Annotated in this window: 23 protein-coding genes; 13 read left to right on the forward strand and 10 right to left on the reverse strand. The window is 70.8% G+C overall.

What is annotated here, in order from left to right; translation table 11 throughout:
* Positions 1 to 2: 2 nt before the first annotated feature.
* Together ACF1AJ_RS03820 and ACF1AJ_RS03825 are read right to left on the reverse strand one after the other, a co-directional pair.
* Positions 3 to 1241, reverse strand: coding sequence for an RNA polymerase sigma factor (locus ACF1AJ_RS03820; protein ID WP_391506176.1), 1239 nt, complete (start codon positions 1239 to 1241; stop codon positions 3 to 5).
* Positions 1238 to 1567 (reverse strand): YciI family protein, encoded by a 330-nt coding sequence (locus ACF1AJ_RS03825; RefSeq protein WP_309859717.1) that lies wholly within the window; start codon positions 1565 to 1567, stop codon positions 1238 to 1240. Before ACF1AJ_RS03825 ends, ACF1AJ_RS03820 begins: the two co-directional genes overlap by 4 nt.
* Positions 1568 to 1763: 196 nt before the next feature.
* Between ACF1AJ_RS03825 and ACF1AJ_RS03830 the strand changes: the two genes are divergently transcribed.
* The gene (locus ACF1AJ_RS03830) at positions 1764 to 2435 is read left to right on the forward strand and encodes a GAP family protein (protein WP_391506177.1); all 672 of its coding nucleotides are present in this window, start codon (positions 1764 to 1766) and stop codon (positions 2433 to 2435) included.
* Positions 2436 to 2495: 60 nt separating this feature from the next.
* Here ACF1AJ_RS03830 and ACF1AJ_RS03835 read toward each other — a convergent pair whose 3' ends face one another.
* Both ACF1AJ_RS03835 and ACF1AJ_RS03840 read right to left on the reverse strand, forming a co-directional pair.
* On the reverse strand, positions 2496 to 3038 hold the full coding sequence (locus ACF1AJ_RS03835; protein WP_391506178.1) for an AAA family ATPase: 543 nt from the start codon (positions 3036 to 3038) through the stop codon (positions 2496 to 2498).
* Positions 3035 to 3172: a hypothetical protein gene (locus ACF1AJ_RS03840; protein ID WP_391506179.1), complete on the reverse strand. Its 138-nt coding sequence runs from the start codon at positions 3170 to 3172 to the stop codon at positions 3035 to 3037. Before ACF1AJ_RS03840 ends, ACF1AJ_RS03835 begins: the two co-directional genes overlap by 4 nt.
* A 154-nt stretch (positions 3173 to 3326) precedes the next feature.
* Here ACF1AJ_RS03840 and ACF1AJ_RS03845 point away from each other — a divergent pair, with 154 nt between their 5' ends.
* The gene (locus ACF1AJ_RS03845) at positions 3327 to 4223 is read left to right on the forward strand and encodes a hypothetical protein (RefSeq protein ID WP_391506180.1); all 897 of its coding nucleotides are present in this window, start codon (positions 3327 to 3329) and stop codon (positions 4221 to 4223) included.
* Between the two features lie 53 nt (positions 4224 to 4276).
* A complete protein-coding gene (locus ACF1AJ_RS03850) occupies positions 4277 to 5941 on the forward strand; it encodes a SulP family inorganic anion transporter (RefSeq protein WP_391506181.1) in 1665 nt (554 codons plus the stop codon).
* A gap of 117 nt (positions 5942 to 6058) precedes the next feature.
* Here the strand turns inward: ACF1AJ_RS03850 and ACF1AJ_RS03855 are convergent, their stop codons facing one another.
* The 3 genes from ACF1AJ_RS03855 to ACF1AJ_RS03865 are packed head-to-tail and all read right to left on the reverse strand — an operon-like array spanning position 6059 to position 7421.
* Positions 6059 to 6691, reverse strand: a complete 633-nt coding sequence (locus tag ACF1AJ_RS03855) for an MBL fold metallo-hydrolase (protein ID WP_391506182.1) — start codon at positions 6689 to 6691, stop codon at positions 6059 to 6061.
* A 34-nt stretch (positions 6692 to 6725) separates the two neighbouring features.
* Positions 6726 to 7061 carry an ATP-dependent DNA ligase gene (locus ACF1AJ_RS03860; protein WP_391506183.1) on the reverse strand — a complete coding sequence of 112 codons (336 nt, stop codon included), beginning with the start codon at positions 7059 to 7061 and terminating at the stop codon, positions 6726 to 6728.
* 33 nt (positions 7062 to 7094) lie between these two features.
* The gene (locus tag ACF1AJ_RS03865) at positions 7095 to 7421 is read right to left on the reverse strand and encodes a hypothetical protein (RefSeq protein WP_391506184.1); all 327 of its coding nucleotides are present in this window, start codon (positions 7419 to 7421) and stop codon (positions 7095 to 7097) included.
* Positions 7422 to 7562: 141 nt separating this feature from the next.
* Between ACF1AJ_RS03865 and ACF1AJ_RS03870 the strand changes: the two genes are divergently transcribed.
* Positions 7563 to 8231, forward strand: a complete 669-nt coding sequence (locus ACF1AJ_RS03870; protein WP_391506185.1) for a GAP family protein — start codon at positions 7563 to 7565, stop codon at positions 8229 to 8231.
* 27 nt (positions 8232 to 8258) lie between these two features.
* On the opposite strand, the gene ACF1AJ_RS03875 is transcribed toward ACF1AJ_RS03870, so the two are convergent.
* On the reverse strand, positions 8259 to 9557 hold the full coding sequence (locus ACF1AJ_RS03875) for an alpha/beta hydrolase (protein WP_391506186.1): 1299 nt from the start codon (positions 9555 to 9557) through the stop codon (positions 8259 to 8261).
* A gap of 221 nt (positions 9558 to 9778) precedes the next feature.
* Here ACF1AJ_RS03875 and ACF1AJ_RS03880 point away from each other — a divergent pair, with 221 nt between their 5' ends.
* The gene (locus ACF1AJ_RS03880) at positions 9779 to 11029 is read left to right on the forward strand and encodes a hypothetical protein (protein ID WP_391506187.1); all 1251 of its coding nucleotides are present in this window, start codon (positions 9779 to 9781) and stop codon (positions 11027 to 11029) included.
* Positions 11030 to 11048: 19 nt separating this feature from the next.
* Here the strand turns inward: ACF1AJ_RS03880 and ACF1AJ_RS03885 are convergent, their stop codons facing one another.
* Positions 11049 to 11765 carry an SDR family oxidoreductase gene (locus tag ACF1AJ_RS03885; RefSeq protein WP_391506188.1) on the reverse strand — a complete coding sequence of 239 codons (717 nt, stop codon included), beginning with the start codon at positions 11763 to 11765 and terminating at the stop codon, positions 11049 to 11051.
* Between the two features lie 110 nt (positions 11766 to 11875).
* Between ACF1AJ_RS03885 and ACF1AJ_RS03890 the strand changes: the two genes are divergently transcribed.
* The 3 genes from ACF1AJ_RS03890 to ACF1AJ_RS03900 are packed head-to-tail and all read left to right on the forward strand — an operon-like array spanning position 11876 to position 13493.
* On the forward strand, positions 11876 to 12760 hold the full coding sequence (locus ACF1AJ_RS03890; RefSeq protein ID WP_391506189.1) for a LysR family transcriptional regulator: 885 nt from the start codon (positions 11876 to 11878) through the stop codon (positions 12758 to 12760).
* A gap of 44 nt (positions 12761 to 12804) precedes the next feature.
* Entirely contained in the window at positions 12805 to 13047 is a 243-nt protein-coding gene (locus ACF1AJ_RS03895; protein ID WP_391506190.1) for a hypothetical protein, read from the forward strand.
* On the forward strand, positions 13047 to 13493 hold the full coding sequence (locus ACF1AJ_RS03900) for an ASCH domain-containing protein (RefSeq protein WP_391506191.1): 447 nt from the start codon (positions 13047 to 13049) through the stop codon (positions 13491 to 13493). Before ACF1AJ_RS03895 ends, ACF1AJ_RS03900 begins: the two co-directional genes overlap by 1 nt.
* A 20-nt stretch (positions 13494 to 13513) precedes the next feature.
* On the opposite strand, the gene panD is transcribed toward ACF1AJ_RS03900, so the two are convergent.
* On the reverse strand, positions 13514 to 13924 hold the full coding sequence (panD, locus tag ACF1AJ_RS03905) for an aspartate 1-decarboxylase (protein ID WP_391506192.1): 411 nt from the start codon (positions 13922 to 13924) through the stop codon (positions 13514 to 13516).
* 128 nt (positions 13925 to 14052) lie between these two features.
* Here panD and ACF1AJ_RS03910 point away from each other — a divergent pair, with 128 nt between their 5' ends.
* The 5 genes from ACF1AJ_RS03910 (at position 14053) to ACF1AJ_RS03930 (ending at position 18335) form a co-directional block, all read left to right on the forward strand.
* The gene (locus ACF1AJ_RS03910; RefSeq protein ID WP_391506193.1) at positions 14053 to 14463 is read left to right on the forward strand and encodes a hypothetical protein; all 411 of its coding nucleotides are present in this window, start codon (positions 14053 to 14055) and stop codon (positions 14461 to 14463) included.
* Positions 14457 to 14675, forward strand: a complete 219-nt coding sequence (locus ACF1AJ_RS03915; protein WP_391506194.1) for a helix-turn-helix transcriptional regulator — start codon at positions 14457 to 14459, stop codon at positions 14673 to 14675. The genes ACF1AJ_RS03910 and ACF1AJ_RS03915 overlap by 7 nt, the downstream gene beginning before the upstream one ends.
* A gap of 27 nt (positions 14676 to 14702) precedes the next feature.
* Entirely contained in the window at positions 14703 to 15698 is a 996-nt protein-coding gene (locus ACF1AJ_RS03920; RefSeq protein WP_391506195.1) for an NAD(P)-dependent alcohol dehydrogenase, read from the forward strand.
* A gap of 97 nt (positions 15699 to 15795) precedes the next feature.
* The gene (locus tag ACF1AJ_RS03925; RefSeq protein WP_391506196.1) at positions 15796 to 16740 is read left to right on the forward strand and encodes a DUF5996 family protein; all 945 of its coding nucleotides are present in this window, start codon (positions 15796 to 15798) and stop codon (positions 16738 to 16740) included.
* The gene (locus ACF1AJ_RS03930; protein WP_391506197.1) at positions 16737 to 18335 is read left to right on the forward strand and encodes an MFS transporter; all 1599 of its coding nucleotides are present in this window, start codon (positions 16737 to 16739) and stop codon (positions 18333 to 18335) included. Before ACF1AJ_RS03925 ends, ACF1AJ_RS03930 begins: the two co-directional genes overlap by 4 nt.
* Positions 18336 to 18401 lie beyond the last annotated feature (66 nt).

An 18401-nucleotide genomic window follows, 5' to 3' on the forward strand; every position in this document is an offset into this window, starting at 1 on the left:
TCTCAGCGCGCGGCGAGCCGCTCCAACTGCCGGGTCAGGTAGGCGACCTCGGCCGCGTTGTCTGTCAGCGCGAGCGCTGCCTCGTACGCGGCGCGCGCATCCACCTCCCGCCCCAGCCGCACCAGCAGCATCGCGCGCGCCGCGTGGAACGGGTGGTAGCCGGACAGCTGCGGGGCGAGCGCGTCCAGCAGCGCGAGGCCGGCCTCCGGGCCGTCCCGCTCCCCCACCGCGACTGCTCGGTTGAGCCGGACGATGGGCGACGGATCGAGCACCGCCAGCTGGTCGTACAGTGCGACGATCTGCGCCCAGTCCGGCGCGTCTCCGTCCGTGTGCACGGCGTTGATCGCCGCCAGCAGCTGGTACCGGCCGGGCGGCTCGCCCGACGCCAGCCGTTCGCGCACCAGTGCGTGGCCCTCGGCGATGAGGGACGCATCCCACATCCCGCGGTCCTGCTCGCCCAGCGGCACCAGTTCGCCGGTGGACGAGACGCGGGCGTCGCTGCGCGCCTCGCTGAGGAGCATCAACGCGAGCATGCCCGTCGCCTCGCCGTCGTCGGGGAGGAGCTCGTGGACGAGCCGCGCGAGACGGATCGCCTCACGAGTGAGGTCGCGCCGCACCGGGGCGGTGTCGGGACCGGACGCGAGGTACCCCTCGTTGAAGATCAGGAACAGGACGGCGAGCACCCCGGAGACGCGTTTCGGAAGGTCGTCCGCGGTCGGCAGCCGGTACGGGATGTTCGCCGCCGCGATCTTCGCCTTCGCCCGGGTGATGCGTGCGCCCATCGTGGTGTCCTGCACGAGGAACGCGCGCGCGATCTCCGGCACGCTCAGACCGCCGACCATGCGCAGGGTGAGGGCGATGCGCGCATCCATGCCCAAGGCCGGATGGCAGCAGGTGAAAATCAGCCGCAACCGGTCGTCGTCGACCGCGCCGACCGGCTCGGGCTGCGTGTCGTACACGAGGTGCGCCTCCCTGTGCCGGGCGTCGCGGGTGCTCTCGCGGCGGATGCGGTCGATCGCCTTGCGGGTGGCGGTGGTGGTGAGCCACGCGCCGGGATTCGGCGGGATGCCGTCGACGGGCCACCGCTCGGCGGCGGTCGCGTAGGCCTCGGCGGCCGACTCCTCCGCCAGGTCGAGGCTGCCGAACCGCTTGGCGAGCGTGGCGACGACCCGCGCCCACTCCTCGCGGTGGGCCCGGGTGAGGGCGTCGTGCGCGGCGGTGACCCGTCGAGGAGCGGTCACACGACGAGGAGGGGTCGCACCTCGAGCCGGCGGTTGCAGGCCTTGGAGCCCTCGGCCATCAGCGCCAGGGCGACGTCGAGGTCGGGTGCTTCGATCAGCCAGAAGCCGGCCGCCCACTCCTTTGCCTCCACGAAAGGGCCGTCGGTGAAGACGGGCTCGTCCCCGCGCCCGTCGATGACGGTGGACACGGACGGGTCGGCCAGTCCGCCGGCGAACACCCAATGGCCGCCGGCCCGCAGCTTGTCGTTGAAGGCGTCGATGGCGACGGCCTCCTCCTCGGTGCCCGAGTTGCTGCGGCTGTCGATGACGTTCACGAGATACTGCATGCGCTCATCCTCTCCCTTCGGGCCGCCTCCTCGCGGCAGCCTCCACCCCTGCTACGAACGCCGGCGTCGCGTTTCGACAGTGTTGCAGATCGCACACCGATTCGGGCTAGCTCCCGCAGCCCCGGATCCCCCACACTGTGCAGCAGGCGACGCGTCGTACCCCCGTCGGCCGACGGCACGAGAAGGCAGGGCACCCATGGGACCAGTGATCGGCGACATCATCCCTCTTGCACTCGGTGTCGCGATCAGCCCCATCCCGATCATCGCGGCGATCCTCATGCTGCTGTCGCCGAAGGCCCGCGGGACGAGCGTCGGGTTCCTCGTCGGCTGGCTGCTCGGCATCGTCGTCGCCGTCGTGGTGTTCACCCTTCTCTCGTCGGTCCTGCCGCAGGGCGATCCGGACGAGTCCAAGCCGATCCTGGGCACCGTCCAGATCGTGCTGGGCCTGCTGCTGCTCGTGCTCGCCGTGCAGCAGTGGCGCGGCCGTCCGAAAGTCGGAACCGAACCGGCGCTGCCGAAGTGGATGTCGGCGATCGACACGATGACGGGCGCCCGAGCGCTCGTGCTCGGCTTCCTGCTCTCCGCCCTCAACCCGAAGAACTTGCTCATGGGCGTCGCCGCCGGCGTCGCGATCGGCTCCAACGCGCAGACGACGGCGGAAACGGTCGTCGCGGTCATCGTCTACACGGTGATAGCAGCATCCACCGTCGCCATCCCCGTGATCGCCTACCTCGCCGCCTCCGCCCGGATGGCCCGCCCGCTCGAATCCCTGCGCACCTGGCTGGTCTACAACAACGCCACCATCATGGCCGTGCTGCTCCTGGTGATCGGCGTCGTGCTGATCGGCAAAGGGCTCGGGGAGTACTGACGCCTCACAAGAGTCGCGGCGCGGCGGAGAGGGCCAGGCTGAATGCTCCGCCCGCGCCTCTCAGGACGGGTGTCGCTCTGCCAACGCGGCGAGCACCTGGGCGACGGAGGCGTCGATGGGCGTGCGCGCGTCCACCGTTATCGCGCGCTCGTCCGCGTCCGGAGCCTCGAAGTCGCTGAGGTGCGCATCCATCACGTCGTCCGTGACGTCGTGGCGGGCGAGATCGCTGCGGTTCGCCGCGAGACGCGCGCGGATCAGCTCCTCCGGGGCGTCGACGAAGACGAGGGCCATCTCGGCAGGAACTCGGGTGGCAAGCTCACGCCAGCGGTCACGAAGGAAGCGCGGCGAACTCGTATCGTCGACGATGACGGTGCGTCCAGCGCCGAGCGCTTCCCTGACCCGGGCGGACGCTTCGTCGTTGGTGCGCATCCACTCGGACACCGGGATGCCGGTCCCGCCGCGCAGTCCGCGCTCTTCGTTGATGGCGTCGAGGCTGACTCGTTGCGCCCCGAGCCGGTCGGCCAGGGCGAGCGCGAGCGACGACTTCCCGGAGAACGAGCGCCCGCACATCACCACGAGCAGAGGCGCGTTGCGGGTGGTCATCGAGTCGCCTCCGTCGACAGGCCGGACGGAGGCCAGCCGACCACACGGAGGATCGCCAGCGCGACCGTCGACTTCCCGACTCCCGAGCGGCCGCCGATCAGCAGGGCCCTCGTCTCGGCGGTTGTGATCGGCACGCTGGGAATCTATCCGAGCCGCAGTCTCACCGCGAACCCCGGCCCGCGCGTCCGCCGGATTCGGTCTAGCCGCCGCGCGCACCGCGGGCATACCCTCACGCGCGAACGACTCGAGCCTGAACGTGTGACGCACGCAGCGCTGTGGGAGGTCCCCGTGCCCGTTTCATCAGAGAACAAGACGTCGACAGAGCAGAAGCCGGACGAGCCGGAAGCTTCCGTCGCCCTCGACCAGGCGTTCGAGCAAGACCTGCGGACGTCGCGGAACGCGTATCTGCGCGCATCCCGGCGGGCCGAACAGGTGAGCGAAGTCCTGGCCGGCATGGATCAGCGGTTCGTGGAGCTGAGCGCGTCCATCGCGCGGCTTGAAGCGCCGGTGATCGCCCGCCGCGATCCGAACCCGTCACCGGGCGAGCTGCACACGCTCAGTCTGGTCACCACCGGGAGCAGCGACCGCCTGTTCATCGCCACTCCCCCGTACGACCGCACCTGGACGACCTTCCAACCCCCGGGAGCAGCAGGGACCGCCGCGCGAGGCCCCAGTGTGTACCCGCAGCAGGCCAGCATGTTCATCGACCTGACGGAAACCTATGTCGACCGTCCGGTGGCGGAGGGCGGATGGATGTACGCGGGAGCAGGGCTCGGGCTGTGGTTCAAACCGAAGGCACCATCCACCTACGTCCGTGTGTCCGGCCTCGTGGAGTACTCGTACGACTGGGCGGACAGCTCCAGCCTCCAGGTCGCCCACAACCATGCGCAGCTGTGCGTGATGGTGCAGCACCGGCGCGGCCCGGGCGAGATGGAGACCATCCTCGACACCCGCGACCAGCTGTGGGCCGACGGCACCTCCTGGTACGAGGACCACAGTGACAGCGGCGACGGCTACTGGCCGAACCAGAACTACTTCTGGGGAACCAGCAATGACTGGTACCTCGTCTGGTTCTGGATGAACGGCGGCATCGACTTCTCCACGAAGGCGACGATCGGGTCCAGCAAGGCGTGGCAGGGCTGGCACACCCGGGTGCCGCTCATGGTGTTCGAGCAGTGGGCGTGAGCCCGCCGACTGCTGTCCTGCCATGAGCGCCGGCCGCCGCTACCGTGTGGCCTGTGCGCGCCAAGAAGCGACGGCTACGTCGCCGTGACATCGTCAAGGACGCCATCGCCGGGGTCGTCCTCGGCATCGAGAGCGTGCCGGACGGCCTGGCGTCCGGGCTGCTCGCCGGCGTCAACCCGCTCGCCGGGCTCTACGCCTACTTGTACGGGATGGTCGGCGCGGCCGTGCTCACCAGCAGCACCTTCATGGCGGTGCAGGCGACCGGGGCGATGGCCCTCGTCATCCAGGACGCGAACCTGGAGACGCGTCCCGACCCCGACCGCGCGCTCTTCACGCTCGCCCTGCTGACCGGGCTGGTGATGTGCATCGCCGGGCTGCTGAAGGGCGGCCGGCTGATCCGGTTCGTCCCCGCCGACGTCATGACCGGGTTCATCACCGCGGTGGGCGTCAACATCATCCTCGGCCAGCTGTCGGCGTTCACCGGCTACTCGGGCGAAGGCAGCAATCGGGTGACCCGGTCGATCGACCTGCTCCGGCACATCCCGCAATGGAGCATCCCGACGGTGATCGTCGGTGCTGTCACGATCCTCACCATCGTCGTGCTGCAGCGCACGCCGGTGGGCGGGTTCGGGCTCGTCATCGCGGTCGTCGTCGGGTCGCTGACCGCCGCGGCTCTGAACCTGTGGGTGGATGCGCGCGTGCCGCTGCTGGGCGACATCGTCGTGGTGCCGGCCGGGCTGCCGCTGCCGACGCTGCCGTCGATCGGCGACATCCCGTACCTGCTGATCCCTGCGGTGTCGCTGGCGCTGGTCGGTCTCATCCAGGGCGCGGGGGTGTCCGCGGGCATCCCGACGGCGAGCGGGCGGCCGGCGAACCCCTCGCGCGACTTCATCGGGCAGGGCGTCGGCAACATCGTGTCCGGGCTGTTCCGCGGCATGCCCGTCGGCGGGTCGATGTCGGGGTCCTCCCTGCTGGTCACGGCGGGAGCGCGGTCGAAGCTGGCGCTGTTCGTCGCCGGGGTCACGATGGCGCTTGTCATCGTGTTCGCCTCGGGCATCGTGGCGCTCACCGCGATGCCGGCGCTCGCCGGGCTGCTGATCATGATCGGCTTCGCGGCCATCAAGCCGAGCCGTGTCTACTCGGTGGTGAAGAGCGGGATCCTGCCCACAGCGGTCATGACGGTGACCTTCGTGCTCACCCTCGTCATCCCGTTGCAGTTCGCCGTGCTCGCCGGAGTCGGGCTCGGCATCATCCTCTTCGTCGCGCGGCAGTCGAACCGGCTGCGGGTGCGGCAGGTGCACCTGGACGAGAGCGGCGGGATGCGCGAATCGGACCCTCCCGCCACCGTCGGTCAGCGCGAGGTGATCGTGCTGCAGCCGTACGGGAGCCTGTTCTTCGCGAGCGCGCCCTCGTTCGAGCGGCAGCTGCCGGGCGTCGACGAGGAGACGGAAGGCTCGGTGGTGATCATCCGGCTGCGCGGGACGGACGAACTGGATCTGGCGCTCATCGACTCCCTCCGCCGCTACGCCCGCACGCTGGCCGCGGCCTCCTCCCAGTTGAAGCTGGTCATCAGCGAGGCGGCTGTGCGCCAGCAGCTGGCCGCGAGCGGGCTCCTCGCGGAACTCGGCGAGGACAACGTCTACCAGGGCACCGAGTGGATCGGCAAAGCAGTGCAGCTCGCGTGGGCCGACGCCCAGCGCTCCGTCGCCCGCGAGTGACCCGTCTCGCATCCCCCTCTCCGCCCACCGTCGAGTACGCACAAACTGCACGCTGTGAGCCTCCGGAGCGTGCAAAGTCTGCGGACTCGACGGTGGGCGGAGAGGGGTGGGACGGGGTCAGGGAGCGTCGAGGCGGCCGGGGGCCCCGTGGCCGGGGCAGACGAGGCGCGGGCGGAGGGACGCGATGAGATGCTCGGTCGCGAGCGCCTGGGGCTTGTCGCTCGTGAGGAGGGCGGGCATCTGCCGGAGCCGGCCGGCACGGACCGTCACCGCATCGCCCGCGAAGACGACGCCGCGGTACTCGACGATGACGTGGCCCGGCGTGTGACCGGGCGCGGCGATCGCGCGCACGCCGGGAACGATCTCCGTCTCCCCCGCGTCCGGCAGCTCGTGCAGGCCGGCCGGAACCTCGGTGGCCCGCCAGACCCGCGCCAGAAAACGGCGGAACCGCGTCGGCGGCGGTGTCTGGCTGCGGAGGATGTCGGCATCCCGAGCGCCGACCCACACCCGGGCTCCGGTCTCCCGCTGCAGGGCCGCAGCGGATCCGGCGTGATCGGGGTCGTAGTGGGTGAGGACGATGTCGGTCACCGGGCCCAGGCCGTGCTCGTCTCGGAGGTCGGCGATCAGGGCGGATGCTCCCCCGGGCGTGCCGGTGTCGATGACGACGGAGGCTTCGCCCGTGTCGACGAGATACGCGTTGGCGCCCGTCGCCTTCCGCAGGCGGTAGACGCCGTCGGTGAGTAGCTGCATGCGCTCAGCTTCGCACGCCGTAGCCGCGTTCTCGCTAGCGATGCACCGGGGTGCCCGACGGCGGGCCCTCGAGGCTCCCCTCGTCGAGCACCTGCAGGCCGAGCGGTGTCGACGCGGAGACGACCAGCGCGTTCACCCAGTCGCGGTTGATCTCGGGGAAGCGGCCGCCGGAGTACGTGAAGTGGAGGTCGGTCTGCGGGCCGATCCACACGCCGCTCCGGCCGTCGCCGACCGACTCGTTGTCGCGCCAGTTCAGCATGAAGGTCTCATGGCGCCGGAGTTTCGTGGAGATCGCGATCTGGAGGTGGGCGAGGACGCGGTCGTCGAAGCTGATGGCCAGGCGGGCGGCGCCGTAGAAGAGGGTTCCCATGTGTGTGCTCTCACCTCGTGTGGATGGTGCTGCTCATCCGAAGTGCTCCTCCGGGAGGTCCGAGTTGCGGCCGATGACCGGCGACGACGGCTGGAGGCGTGCCGTCTTGTCGCGCATCGAGCGGGTCGACTCCGCATCCCGCAGGTCCGCGCCGCGGTCGAGGGCCGGTGCGGTGAACAGCTGGCTCGCCGGCCCGATGAGCAGGCGGGTCTCCCCGCGCAGGCCTTCGTCGGAGAGGGCCGGGACGACCACCAGATCCGACTTGCCGACATCCGCGAGGGCCTGCGCGTAGCGCACCAGTGCGTCGCAGACATCGTCGTCGAGGAAGATGTGCCCTCCCGCGTAGTAGAGCTTCTGCATGCTTCCATCAATCGCACGGATCGCCGCCGTTTCCAGGGGGAACCGTGCCTGTCCGCACAGGCGCCCGCTGTCGTACCCTCGGCTGAGCGGACGGCGCACGGGCGGCCGGCTCGCCGCGGGCTCTCCGGCGAAAGGAGTCGCATGCTGAGCGTCATCGGGCAGCTCCTGCCGCTGGCCGTCGCCGTCGCGCTCAGCTCCGTCCCGATCCTCGCCGTTCTCGTTCTCCTGCTCGGCGCCGCCCGCCCCCGCGTGCCGACCCTGTTCGTCGTCGGATACGTCGCGGGCCTCGTCACGATCACATCGCTCTTCGCGATCTTTCTGCACGCCATCCCGGCGAACACCTCGGTCGGGCCGGAGCCCTTCGTCGGCGTGCTGGAGATCCTCGTGGGCGTCGCCCTGCTCGTCTACGCGGTCATCGAGCTGCGGCGGCACCCGGAGGCGGCGGAACGTGAGACGCTCCCCCGCTGGATGGTGGCCCTCGGCCGGATGCGCTCCATTCCTGCCCTCGGCCTGGGATTCGCCCTGAACATCCGGCCGAAGTCCATCCTGCTCGCCATCGCCGCCGGCCTCGTGATCGGCCCGGCGAAGCTCCCGGTGTCCGAGGACGCCATCGTCATCGCCATCTATGTGCTCATCGGGGGCAGCTCGGTCGGCGGACCGGCCCTGTTCGCCCTCATCCGTCCCGACAAGGCGCGGCCGGCGCTCGCCGCGACCGAACGCTGGCTGCTGCGCAACGACACGACGGTCGCGATCATCGTCGCGACCGTGATCGGGACGGTCATCATCGGCAACGGGCTCTCGCGCTTCTGAGCCCGACGGCACATCGAGCTGCCGGGATCAGCCCGCCGGCTTCTCCAGCCCGACCAGCGGATACAACAGCCGGACGCCCTCGGTCAGCCCGCCCATGAGCGCACCCCGGCCGTGGCCGCCGGTCGGCAGGTCGGCGAATGCGGAGTCGATCCCGGCCGCTCGGGCAGCGGCAGCCGCCCGGAGTGCGACGTGGTGGTACGCGGGGTCGTCGCGGCAGGCTGTGAAGATCGCCGTCATGCCCGGATGCCGGAACTGCCGCAGCTTGACGAACGGCTTCGCCGCCTCGTACGCCTGACGGTCGCCGCCGAACTGGTCGCGCAGGGTCGCATCGGGATGCTCGGCTCCGGGGAACTCCTCCCCCGAGATGTCGAGGATGCCGCCGTACAGCTCCGGATGGTCGATCGCGAACGACAGCGCGCACAGTCCGCCGTTGGAGTACCCGGCCGCCGTCCAGAACCGGTGGTCGCGGGTGACGGGAAGGTTGCCCTCCGCCCAGGCCGTCACATCCGTCGTCACGTAGGTCTCGGCCTTGCCGAATCGCGCGGTGTCGAGGCACAGCGTGTCGTCGTAGGGGCTGCCCAGCTGGTCGGCGACGACGACGACCGGCGCGAGACCGTGGTGGGTGGTGGCGTACTGGTCGAGCACCTCGGCGATGGGCTCCGGGTCCGGATTGCCGGGCTGGCCCATCATCATGACGATCAGCGGAAGGGCGGGGGGATGCGCCACGCGCGCCGCCGGCGGAAGGTACAGTCCGGCATCCCGCGCGCGGAATCCGCTCGCAGTAGCCGGGATCTTCGCCGTGCCGACCAGCCCGTGTGCGGGCATGTCCGCCGGAGGTGTCCAGTGCTTCCAGAGGGACGAGTCATACCCCGTGGAGGCGAGCGCGGGCGGAGCGAGCTTGAGCGGCTTCTGGACGGCGATGGCGAGCACGCTGCCGAGGGTGCGGTTGAGCCCGTAGTTGGCGTTGATGCCGACGCCGGCAGCCAGGAGGAACACCGGGACGGCGGCGATCGCGACCGCCGTGCGCCAGGCGGGGCGCCTCCCGATGCTGACGACGGCGATCGACACACCGACGAAGGCGACGGCCATCCAGGCGTAGTTGCCGAAGCCCAGCGACTCGCCGAATAGGTTCAACCAGCGGATGCAGACCAGCCAGGTCGCGACGGCGGCCAGCATCCCCGCCACAGCCGCGAGACTGATCCGCAGCAGCCAGCGTGGCGACGGACGGCGGAGCAGGAGCCCGACCAGCAGCGCGACCGCCAGCGTGAACACCACCACGGGCACCGGTCCGTCGACGACGTCCAGCGCCAACAGTCCGTCGAACACGCGGCCCCCTCGTCCCCCGGACCGCAGGACGGGTCCCCTCAAGCAGCTCGACTATACAAGTGTTCGGCGAACGAACAGGCCGACTCGTCGGGAGAGTCTGTGGAGGTTCGCAGATCGGTGGGAGGCGGCCCCCGAGCGCGGGTCTTGCACGAGAGAAATATTACCGTAGAGTGACCGGGACGAATTTTTGCATGCGTGCAGATCGGCGGCGAGAGGAACCCGTGAGCGACGAACGACAGAGCCGCCCCCAGCCTGAGGATGCGGCCCCGCAGGCCGTTCCGCCGGTCGACGCGTCGATGCCCCCGGCGGCTGCAACTCCCCCGGCTCCGCGGCGCCGCGGCCGGTTCTGGATCGTGGCGACCGCAGTCCTCCTACTGATCACCGGTGGGACGCTGGCGGCGGGATGGGGCTGGCGCGCGCTCGCCGCGGAGGCCGAGTCGCAGGCGCACCGCGAACTGGTGGCTGCATCCACCGCGCTGGACGATGTCACCGATCGTCGCGGAATGGCGATCGACAAGGCGCGAGCGGCGCTGCTGTCGCTGTCCGCGTGGGGCGTGAAGCAGCGTCCGGACTACCTGCAGGAGTCGACGGCGAAAAAGCTGTCCGACGCTCAGGGGTCGCTGGCGAAGGCGTCGAAGGGCCTGAAGTTCACTCCGTTCGACCCGCCGCAGGTGCCCGCGGGCAGCCCCGACCTGATGCCGTGGAGCGTCTCCGCCGACGTGCAGCGCACGCTCCAGCTCGCGAAGCAGGAGGAGACCACCCGCAGCACGCGGGCGGCGGAACTGAAGGCCCTGACCGCGGCGCAGAAGGCCGTGTCGACCAGCGCGGCCGCGGTCTCCGCCGAGCTCACCGCGCACGGCGAGCAGGTGCTCACGGCCGACACCTCCGCGACCTACGAGAGCAAGGTCGCCCTGCGGCATGCCATCGACGACGCGAAGGCGGACGTCTCGGCGGCCTCGACCATCGACGGTTCGCGCCTGCTCGCCGTGATCTCGGCGATCGACGGCGTCAACACGGCGCAGGCCGCGGGCGAGGCGGCCAAGCAGGACCCGGCGTATCCGGTACGCGCGCAGATGGAGGCCTACGCCCGTTCCATCGCCCACGGCGTCACCCTCGACTTCCAGTGGCACGAGAAGGTCAGCGGCCTGGGTGAGGGCTGGTACTCCGGGACGACGATGTACCACGAGGGCGACGGCGGCTGGGCGACGATCGACCTCAATTTCAGCCTGCAGGAGGGCTGGTCCTACGGCGACGTCAACGCGAAGGCCCTGATCACCCACGAGGTCGGGCACGCGCAGGTCGTCCGTCCGGAGTGCAAGCCGCTGTTCGACGGTCCGACCTTCGAGGGCGACGACGAGATGTGGGCGACGGCGTGGGCGATCGCGATGGGCTTCGACGTGCCGGGCTCCGGCATCGAGGCCTACGGCCGCCCGAGCGACCAGCAGATCGCGGTCGCCGGGCAGTGCCGCTGAGCGGCCGGCCGCAGGCGCGTTAGACGAGCAGCGCACCGCCGTCGACGGGGATGGATGCCCCCGTCATGAACTCCTGGGTCATCGCGTAGACGAAGGCCCGCGCGACATCCTCGACCTCGCCGACCCGGGCGACGGGAAGCGCTGCGGCCTGCTGGTCGTACATCGCCTGCTGGTCGTCCGCGCTCATCCCGGACCACAGCGGGCTGCGCACGATGCCCGGCTCGACCACGTTCACGCGCACGGGCGCGAGCTCGACCGCGAGTGCGCCGGCCAGGCTCGTCATCGCGCCGCACAGGCTGGAGGCGACCGCCCATCCTGCTCCGGGCCGCGTGCGGGCGGACCCGGACGTGAGGGTGATGGATGCGCCGTCCGCCAGGTGAGGCCTGGCGGAGGCGACGGCGTTGAGGGCGCCGAAGTAGCGCACCTGGAAGAAGCCGCGTGCCCGGTCGAGATCGAGTTCGTCGAGAGGCATCAGGCTCAGCGGCTCCCCCGCCGTGTAGACCAGGTGGTCGAGCTCTCCCACCTCGGCGAAGAACGCCCGCAGGTCGGCGGGGTCGAGGACGTTCACCGCGCGGCCGGATGCCGTGGGCAGCTGGGCGAGCGCCGCATCCACACTCGATGTGCGGCTGGATGCGATGGTCACCCGTGCGCCGGCGTCGAGCGCCGCGCGGGCCGTCGCCAGGCCGATGCCGGAGCTTCCGCCGATGACGACGACGTGCGAGTTCTTCAGTGACATGGGGTTCCTTTCGGTGGGACGGATCCAGTGTTCCGCCGAGGCGACGCGGGCGTCCAAGACCTCTTTGGACCTCGGTGACACCCGATGGGTATCAGTGCGATCATCGACAGATGAATACCGACCTCGATCTGCGACGGCTGCGCTACTTCGTCGCGGTGGCGGAAACGCTCAACTTCGGCCGTGCGGCGGAGGCGCTGATGATCGCACAGCCGGTGCTCTCGCGGCAGATCCGGGTGCTCGAGGCCGAGCTGGGCGTGCAGCTGTTCGTGCGCGACACCCGCGGCACCCAGCTGACCGAGCACGGGCGGATGCTGCGCGACGAGGCCGAGACGCTGCTCGCCGCCGCAGCTGCCGTGCGCCGCCGCGTCGCCGTCGCGGCGCGCGGCGAGACGCTGTTCACCGTCGGATTCATGCCCGGGCTTACGGTCACCGGTGCCGTGCGCGCGTTCCGTGAGACGCATCCTGACGTGACGGTGGAGGTCATGCGGACGACCTGGGAGGAGCAATCGCGCGTCCTCCTGGACGGCCGCGCCGATGTCAGCTACCTGCGCGAACCCTTCGACGCCGGCGGCATCGCCTCGGTCCGTCTGTTCACCGAATCACGGGTCGCGATGCTCCCGTCGACGCATCCGCTCGCGGCATCCGCCGAGGTGCGACTCCCCGACCTCGCCGGCGAGCACCTCCTGCAGGACCCCGCCGCTGTGCCCGAATGGACGGCGACCGAAGCGGGCCCGCGCCGCGGACGGGCACCGGGTCGCAGGCCCAGCCGCACGGTCGAGGAGAAGCTCGAGCTGGTGGCGATGGGAGCGGGAATCGCCGTCCTCCCCCTCTCGACCGCCACGTTCTACATCCGTCCGGATGTACGCGCCGTGCCGGTGGCGGATCTCGCGGAGACCGCGGTCCACCTGGGCTGGGAGTCCTCTCGGCGTTCGACGCTCGTGGAGGACTTCGTGGCGGTCGCGTCCGCCGTGCCCGCGGCGCAGCCCACCTGCTGACCTGCTGGCTTTCCGGCGCGCGTCCGCATCCCTAGGGTGCAGACATGGATGGCGATGTCACGTTCGAAGCGGTGATGCAGCGACCGGGTCTGGTCGACGCGGTGATCCGGCTGACCGCGGGCCCCGGAGAGCCGCCCGCGGCTCTGCGCGGCCGGGCGCGGTACCGGGACGACGAGGTGTGGGAGGTGTTCGTCCTCGACGACAGCACCGACTGGCCCCGCCGCGCGGTGTACCGGCTGGTGGACCGGATGGACGACGACGGCGACCCGCTCCCGGAGGGGGCATGATGCAGACGGCCGAGCGCACCTCGCGCTTCCGGGCTCGCGCGGCGCAGCTGCCCGTGCTCGCCTTCGGCCGGCTGGGACCGGAGCGCGAGGACGTCACGCGTCACATCCTGGATGGAGCGCGGATGGCGACCACCACTCCCCTCGCCGACTACCTCCGCGACGGGGAGCCGCTTCCCGTGCCCGGCACCCGCTACCAACTGGTCGACTCGAACGACGAGCCGGTGGCGATCGTCGAGCTGGCGGCCGTGACCACCTGCCGCGTCGACGACGTCGACCTGGCGCCCGCGCGTCCCGCCGTCGCCGGTGGGACCGACGATGCGGCGGCCCGCTGGCAGGCCGCCCACCGTGCGGCCTGGCCCGGCATCGACGGCGATACGGAGATCGTGGTCGCGGAGTTCGAGCTCGTCGAGCTCCCCAGCCGTCACCGGGCCGTCCGCATCGCCTGAGCGGCGCCGTCAGGCTGGGTTCAGAGCGCGAGCGGCGGCCGCTCGACGCCCGGCGTCACGGCATCCGCGGGGTCGTCGCCGATCGCGAGGATGCGGTTGGCCGCGTCGACGTGCACCACGGTCGGGACGAACGTGCGGGCCTCCGCGTCATCCAGCTGCGCGTAGGAGATGACGATGACCGTGTCGCCGACCTCCGCGAGGTGGGCGGCCGCACCGTTCACGCCGATGACGCCGCTTCCCGGCGCCCCGGCGATCAGGTAGGTCTCGAAGCGCGCGCCGTTGGTCACATCCACTACGGCGACCTGTTCGCCCGGGAGGAGGTCGGCCGCCGCCATCAGGTCGCTGTCGACGGTCAGCGACCCGACGTAGTGGAGGTCGGCATGCGTCACCGTCGCGCGGTGGATCTTCGACTTGAACATCGTCCTGAGCACGCACCTATCCAACCAGGTCGGCCTCGCGGTCATTCCTCAATGTAAAAGAGCTTTGACATCGTGTCCGCTCAGCCTTACACTCGCCATGTACACAATCTTTGACATGACCGAGTGAGCGGAGGCGGCGGATGTCGTTCGACGAGAAGAACTCATGGGTCTACCTGGTGACTGCGGTCGCCGGGTATGCGACCTACCTGATCCTGCTGGCCTCCCTGGGGCCCGATGCTTACGTACCGCTCCTGCTGTGGACGGTCGGCGGGGCGATCGTGGCCAACATCCTGGCGCGGATCGTGCTGGCGATCGGCAACCGGCGGGATGCGGGCAAGCGCGACCAGCGCGACCGCGAGGTGTTCGCGTTCGGGGAGCGCGTGGGCGGCGCGTTCGTCGTCATCGGCGCCGTCGCGGCCCTCCTCCTCTCGCTCGTCGAGGCGCCGTGGTTCTGGATCGCCAACGCCGTCTACCTGGCCTTCGTGCTCTCTGCGATCGTCGGCGCCGCCGCTCGACTGACCGCGTACCGCCGGGGGATGCCGCAATGGTGAAGCCCACGCGCGTGACCAACTCGCTCCGGGCACTCCGCTTCGCCGCCGGCGAGATGACGCAGGCCGAACTCGCCGAGCGGGTCGGCGTCACGCGGCAGACGATCATCGCCATCGAGCAGGGGCGCTACTCCCCCTCGCTCGAGATGGCCTTCCAGCTGGCACGGGTGTTCGGGGTCCCCCTCGACGACGTCTTCCAGTACCCGGCGAACTGAGAAACAGGACTGCGACAGGAGATCCCGATGGACACGAACGAAGGCCGCACGATGCGGGCCGTGACCCAAGACGCCTACGGGCCGCCGAGCGCGCTGCGCGTCGAGCGCATCCCGGTGCCGGTGCCCGGCGAGAACCGGGTGCTGGTCCGCGTGCGTGCGGCCGGGGTGGATGCGGGCACCTGGCATCTCACGACCGGCCGGCCGTACCTGATGCGCGCGATCGGATTCGGCTGGCGCGGCCCGAAGGCACGCGTGCGCGGGCTCGGGTTCGCCGGTGTGGTCGAGGAGGTCGGCGCCGGCACGCAGACCGCCTGGCGGGTCGGGGACGCCGTGTTCGGCTCGGCGGACGGCGCCCTGGCGGAGTTCGTCGTCGCCTCGGCGGACGACCTCGTGGCCGTGCCGAACAACATCGGTTTCGAGGAGGCCGCAGCTGTGCCGGTCTCCGCCGTGACGGCCCTGCAGGCGGTCACCGCGAGCGGTGCCGGCGCGGGCGACCGCGTACTCGTCATCGGCGCGGCCGGCGGCGTCGGCCACATCGCGGTGCAGCTCGCAGCGGCCCGAGGAGCCCAGGTGACCGGGGTCTGCAGCGGAGCGAAGGCGGACCTCGTCCGCTCGCTCGGTGCGCGGGAGGTCGTCGACTACACGACGACCGACATCCTGACGCTCGGCCGGGTCTACGACGCCATCATCGACACCGCCGGCAACCGCCCGCTCTCCGCGCTGCGCAGCATCCTGAGCCCCACCGGCTCGGTCGTGCTCGTCGGCGGCGAATCCGGCGGCCCGTTGCTCGGCGGCATCCAGCGGACGGCGGCGGCTGGGATGCTCGACCGCTTCAGCAGGCAGCGGCTGGTCGGCCTCATCTCGCGAGAGCGGCCGGAGGACCTGCGCGAGCTGGCCCGGCTGCTCGACGACGGATCCTTCCGGCCCGTCATCGACGCGGTCTATCGGCTGGAGGAGACGGCCGCCGCGGTGGCGCATATCGGCGAGGGGCGCGCGCGGGGCAAGGTCGTCGTCGTGCCGTGACCGGGCGCCCTCACGATTCGTGCCGAACGTGCGGTTAGAGCGGCCGTAAGCGCACATTCTGCACGAATGTGCGGGTCGTTCTCCTAATATCGAGGACGTGGCCATCACTCCTGACCGACGTCCAGCGGTCGCCGAGACGCGGGTGGAACTCCCCGTCGACAGCTGGGTCGCCACGCGCGACACGCTCCACATGTGGACGCAAGTCGTCGGCAAGATCCGGATGGCGCTGACGCCGCCCATCAACCACTGGTGGCACGTCACGCTGTATCCGAGCGCCCGCGGGCTCGGCACCGGCCCCATCCCCCTCCCGTCGCGGATCCTCGACATCGAGTTCGACTTCGTCGACCACGAGCTCACGCTGCGCACCAGCGACGGCGGGCTGCGCCGGTTCCCGCTCGCGGGTCATTCGGTCGCCACGTTCTATGCCGCGACGCGGGAGGCGCTCGCCGACCTCGGCGTGACCGTCGACATCCACGCGGTCCCCAACGAGGTGGCGGTCGCCATCCCGTTCGCCGAGGACACCGAGCACTGCACGTACGAGCCGGAGCAGGCGCAGGCCTTCTGGCGGCAGCTGATCGACGCCCAGCGGATGCTGCTGGAGTTCCGCTCGGGCTTCACCGGCAAGGTAAGTCCGGTGCACTACTTCTGGGGTGCGATGGATCTGGCGGTCACCCGGTTCTCGGGACGGACCGCACCGCCGCATCCCGGGGGTGCGCCGAACTGCCCCGACAGCGTCATGCTGGAGGGCTACTCCCGCGAGCTGAGCAGCGCAGGCTTCTGGCCGGGCGGCGGTGCGGAGGGCGCCTTCTACTCGTACGCCTATCCCGCGCCGGAGGGGTTCGAGCGCACGGCGATGCCCGAGGGGGCGTTCTACAGCGACGAGCTGGGCGAGTTCCTGCTGCCGTACGAGAACGTCCGGCGTGCGGAGGACCCCGAGGGGCTGGTCCGCGACTTCCTCGAGGCGACGTATCGGGCCGCCGCCGACCTCGGGCGGTGGCCGGTGCCTGATGCAGAGGTAACGCCTGACGTGACCGCCCGATGACCGCACCCGCGAGCAGGACGGCGCAGGCCGCATCCCTCTCCCCCTGGGCGCCCCTGGCGATCTCGGTGTTCCGCGTGCTGTGGTTCGCGCAGCTCGGCAGCAACATCGGCACGTGGATGCAGACCGTCGGCGCCCAGTGGTTCCTGGTCGAATCGCATGCGGACAGCGTCGTGATCGCGCTGGTGCAGACGGCGAGCCTGCTCCCGGCGGTGGTGTTCTCGCTCCCGGCGGGCGTGCTCGCCGACTCGTTCGACCGCCGCAAACTGCTGATCTGGGGGTCGGCGGCCAGTGCCGTGCTCGCCATCGCGCTCACCGTCGTCGCCGCGGTCGGAGGGCTCACCGCGCCGACGCTGCTCGGGTTCACGCTGCTGCTCGGGGTCGCATCCACCCTGACCTCGCCCGCCTGGCAGGCGATCCAGCCGGAGTTGGTCCCCCGCGAGCAGGTGGTCGCTGCCGCCGCGCTCGGTGGCGTGACCGTGAACGGCGCCCGGGCGATCGGTCCGGCGCTCGCGGGTGTCGTGCTGTCGCTGTTCGGGACGCCGGTGGTGTTCGGGATCAACGCCGTCAGCTTCCTCGGAGCCGTCGCCGCGCTGATGTGGTGGCGCCGGCCGGCGCAGCCCGGCCTCGACGACCGCGAGCGGTTCGGCCCGGCTCTGCGCGCCGGCGTGCGATACACGCTGTCGGCGCACCTCGTGCGGCGCATCCTTCTCCGCTCGGTGCTGTTCGCCTTCCCGGCCAGCGCGCTCTGGGCACTGCTGCCGCTCACGGCGACCCGCCTCGGGCTCGACTCGAGTGGATACGGCCTGCTGCTCGGCGCCCTGGGCATCGGTGCCGTCGCGGGTGTGTTCCTGCTGCCCGTCGCCCGGAAGCGGTTCAGCGACAACGTCGTGATCTCCGCGAGTGCATTCCTCTTCGCGTTGGGCACGGTCGCCGCCGCGTTCGCGCCGTTCGTCGTCGCGCTCGTCGTGCTCGTCGTGGCCGGGCTCGCCTGGATCGGCACCCTCACCGTCCTCAACGCCGCCCTGCAGCTGACGCTCCCGCAGTGGGTGCGGTCGCGGGCGGTCGCCGTCTACATCCTGTTCTTCATGGGCGCGATGGCCATCGGGTCGTTCCTCTTCGGCGTGCTGGCGCAGGCGGCCGGTACGACCGCCGCGCTCGTGATCTCGGCCGTCCTGCTGGTCGTCGTGGCGGTCAGCGTGCGTCCGCTCCCGCTGCTCCCGGGCACGGCGACCATCGACCGGACCATCGCGAACTCGTGGCCCGAGCCGATGCTCGTCTTCGAACCCGACCCGACCGACGGACCGGTGCTGATCGAGATGTCGTACCGCGTGAGCGACGCCGACCGCGCCGCGTTCGAGCGGGCCATCCGGCAGGTGGCCGACTCCCGCAGACGCACCGGCGGCTACCGCTGGCGGCTGTACCGCAGCGGCGACCACCCGGACACCATGCTGGAGACGTTCCTCGTCCCCTCCTGGGGCGAGTTCACCCGGCAACGGACGCAACGCTTCACCGGACGCGACCGGGAGCTCTGGGAGGCGGCACGCGCGTTAAGCAGCACCGAGCCGGTGGAGCGGCACTACTTCCACGCTCCGTGATGCGGTAGCCTCGGCGGCGGATGATTTCTCACACTGTGATCCCCGCAGGCGCCTGACGGCAGCCTT

The organism is Leifsonia sp. NPDC014704 (genome assembly GCF_043083605.1).
Taxonomy (GTDB): Bacteria; Actinomycetota; Actinomycetes; order Actinomycetales; family Microbacteriaceae; genus Leifsonia.

Bases quoted from the DNA above. Each gene is read 5' to 3' on its own strand.
- ACF1AJ_RS03865 (WP_391506184.1), bottom strand. From the start codon at position 7,421: ATGCAGAAGCTCTACTACGCGGGAGGGCACATCTTCCTCGACGACGAT.
- ACF1AJ_RS03870 (WP_391506185.1), top strand. From the start codon at position 7,563: ATGCTGAGCGTCATCGGGCAGCTCCTGCCGCTGGCCGTCGCCGTCGCG.
- ACF1AJ_RS03900 (WP_391506191.1), top strand. From the start codon at position 13,047: ATGCAGACGGCCGAGCGCACCTCGCGCTTCCGGGCTCGCGCGGCGCAG.
- ACF1AJ_RS03910 (WP_391506193.1), top strand. From the start codon at position 14,053: ATGTCGTTCGACGAGAAGAACTCATGGGTCTACCTGGTGACTGCGGTC.
- ACF1AJ_RS03860 (WP_391506183.1), bottom strand. From the start codon at position 7,061: ATGGGAACCCTCTTCTACGGCGCCGCCCGCCTGGCCATCAGCTTCGAC.
- ACF1AJ_RS03855 (WP_391506182.1), bottom strand. From the start codon at position 6,691: ATGCAGCTACTCACCGACGGCGTCTACCGCCTGCGGAAGGCGACGGGC.
- ACF1AJ_RS03835 (WP_391506178.1), bottom strand. From the start codon at position 3,038: ATGACCACCCGCAACGCGCCTCTGCTCGTGGTGATGTGCGGGCGCTCG.
- ACF1AJ_RS03825 (WP_309859717.1), bottom strand. From the start codon at position 1,567: ATGCAGTATCTCGTGAACGTCATCGACAGCCGCAGCAACTCGGGCACC.
- ACF1AJ_RS03895 (WP_391506190.1), top strand. From the start codon at position 12,805: ATGGATGGCGATGTCACGTTCGAAGCGGTGATGCAGCGACCGGGTCTG.
- ACF1AJ_RS03915 (WP_391506194.1), top strand. From the start codon at position 14,457: ATGGTGAAGCCCACGCGCGTGACCAACTCGCTCCGGGCACTCCGCTTC.
- ACF1AJ_RS03920 (WP_391506195.1), top strand. From the start codon at position 14,703: ATGGACACGAACGAAGGCCGCACGATGCGGGCCGTGACCCAAGACGCC.
- ACF1AJ_RS03885 (WP_391506188.1), bottom strand. From the start codon at position 11,765: ATGTCACTGAAGAACTCGCACGTCGTCGTCATCGGCGGAAGCTCCGGC.
- ACF1AJ_RS03930 (WP_391506197.1), top strand. From the start codon at position 16,737: ATGACCGCACCCGCGAGCAGGACGGCGCAGGCCGCATCCCTCTCCCCC.
- ACF1AJ_RS03830 (WP_391506177.1), top strand. From the start codon at position 1,764: ATGGGACCAGTGATCGGCGACATCATCCCTCTTGCACTCGGTGTCGCG.
- ACF1AJ_RS03890 (WP_391506189.1), top strand. From the start codon at position 11,876: ATGAATACCGACCTCGATCTGCGACGGCTGCGCTACTTCGTCGCGGTG.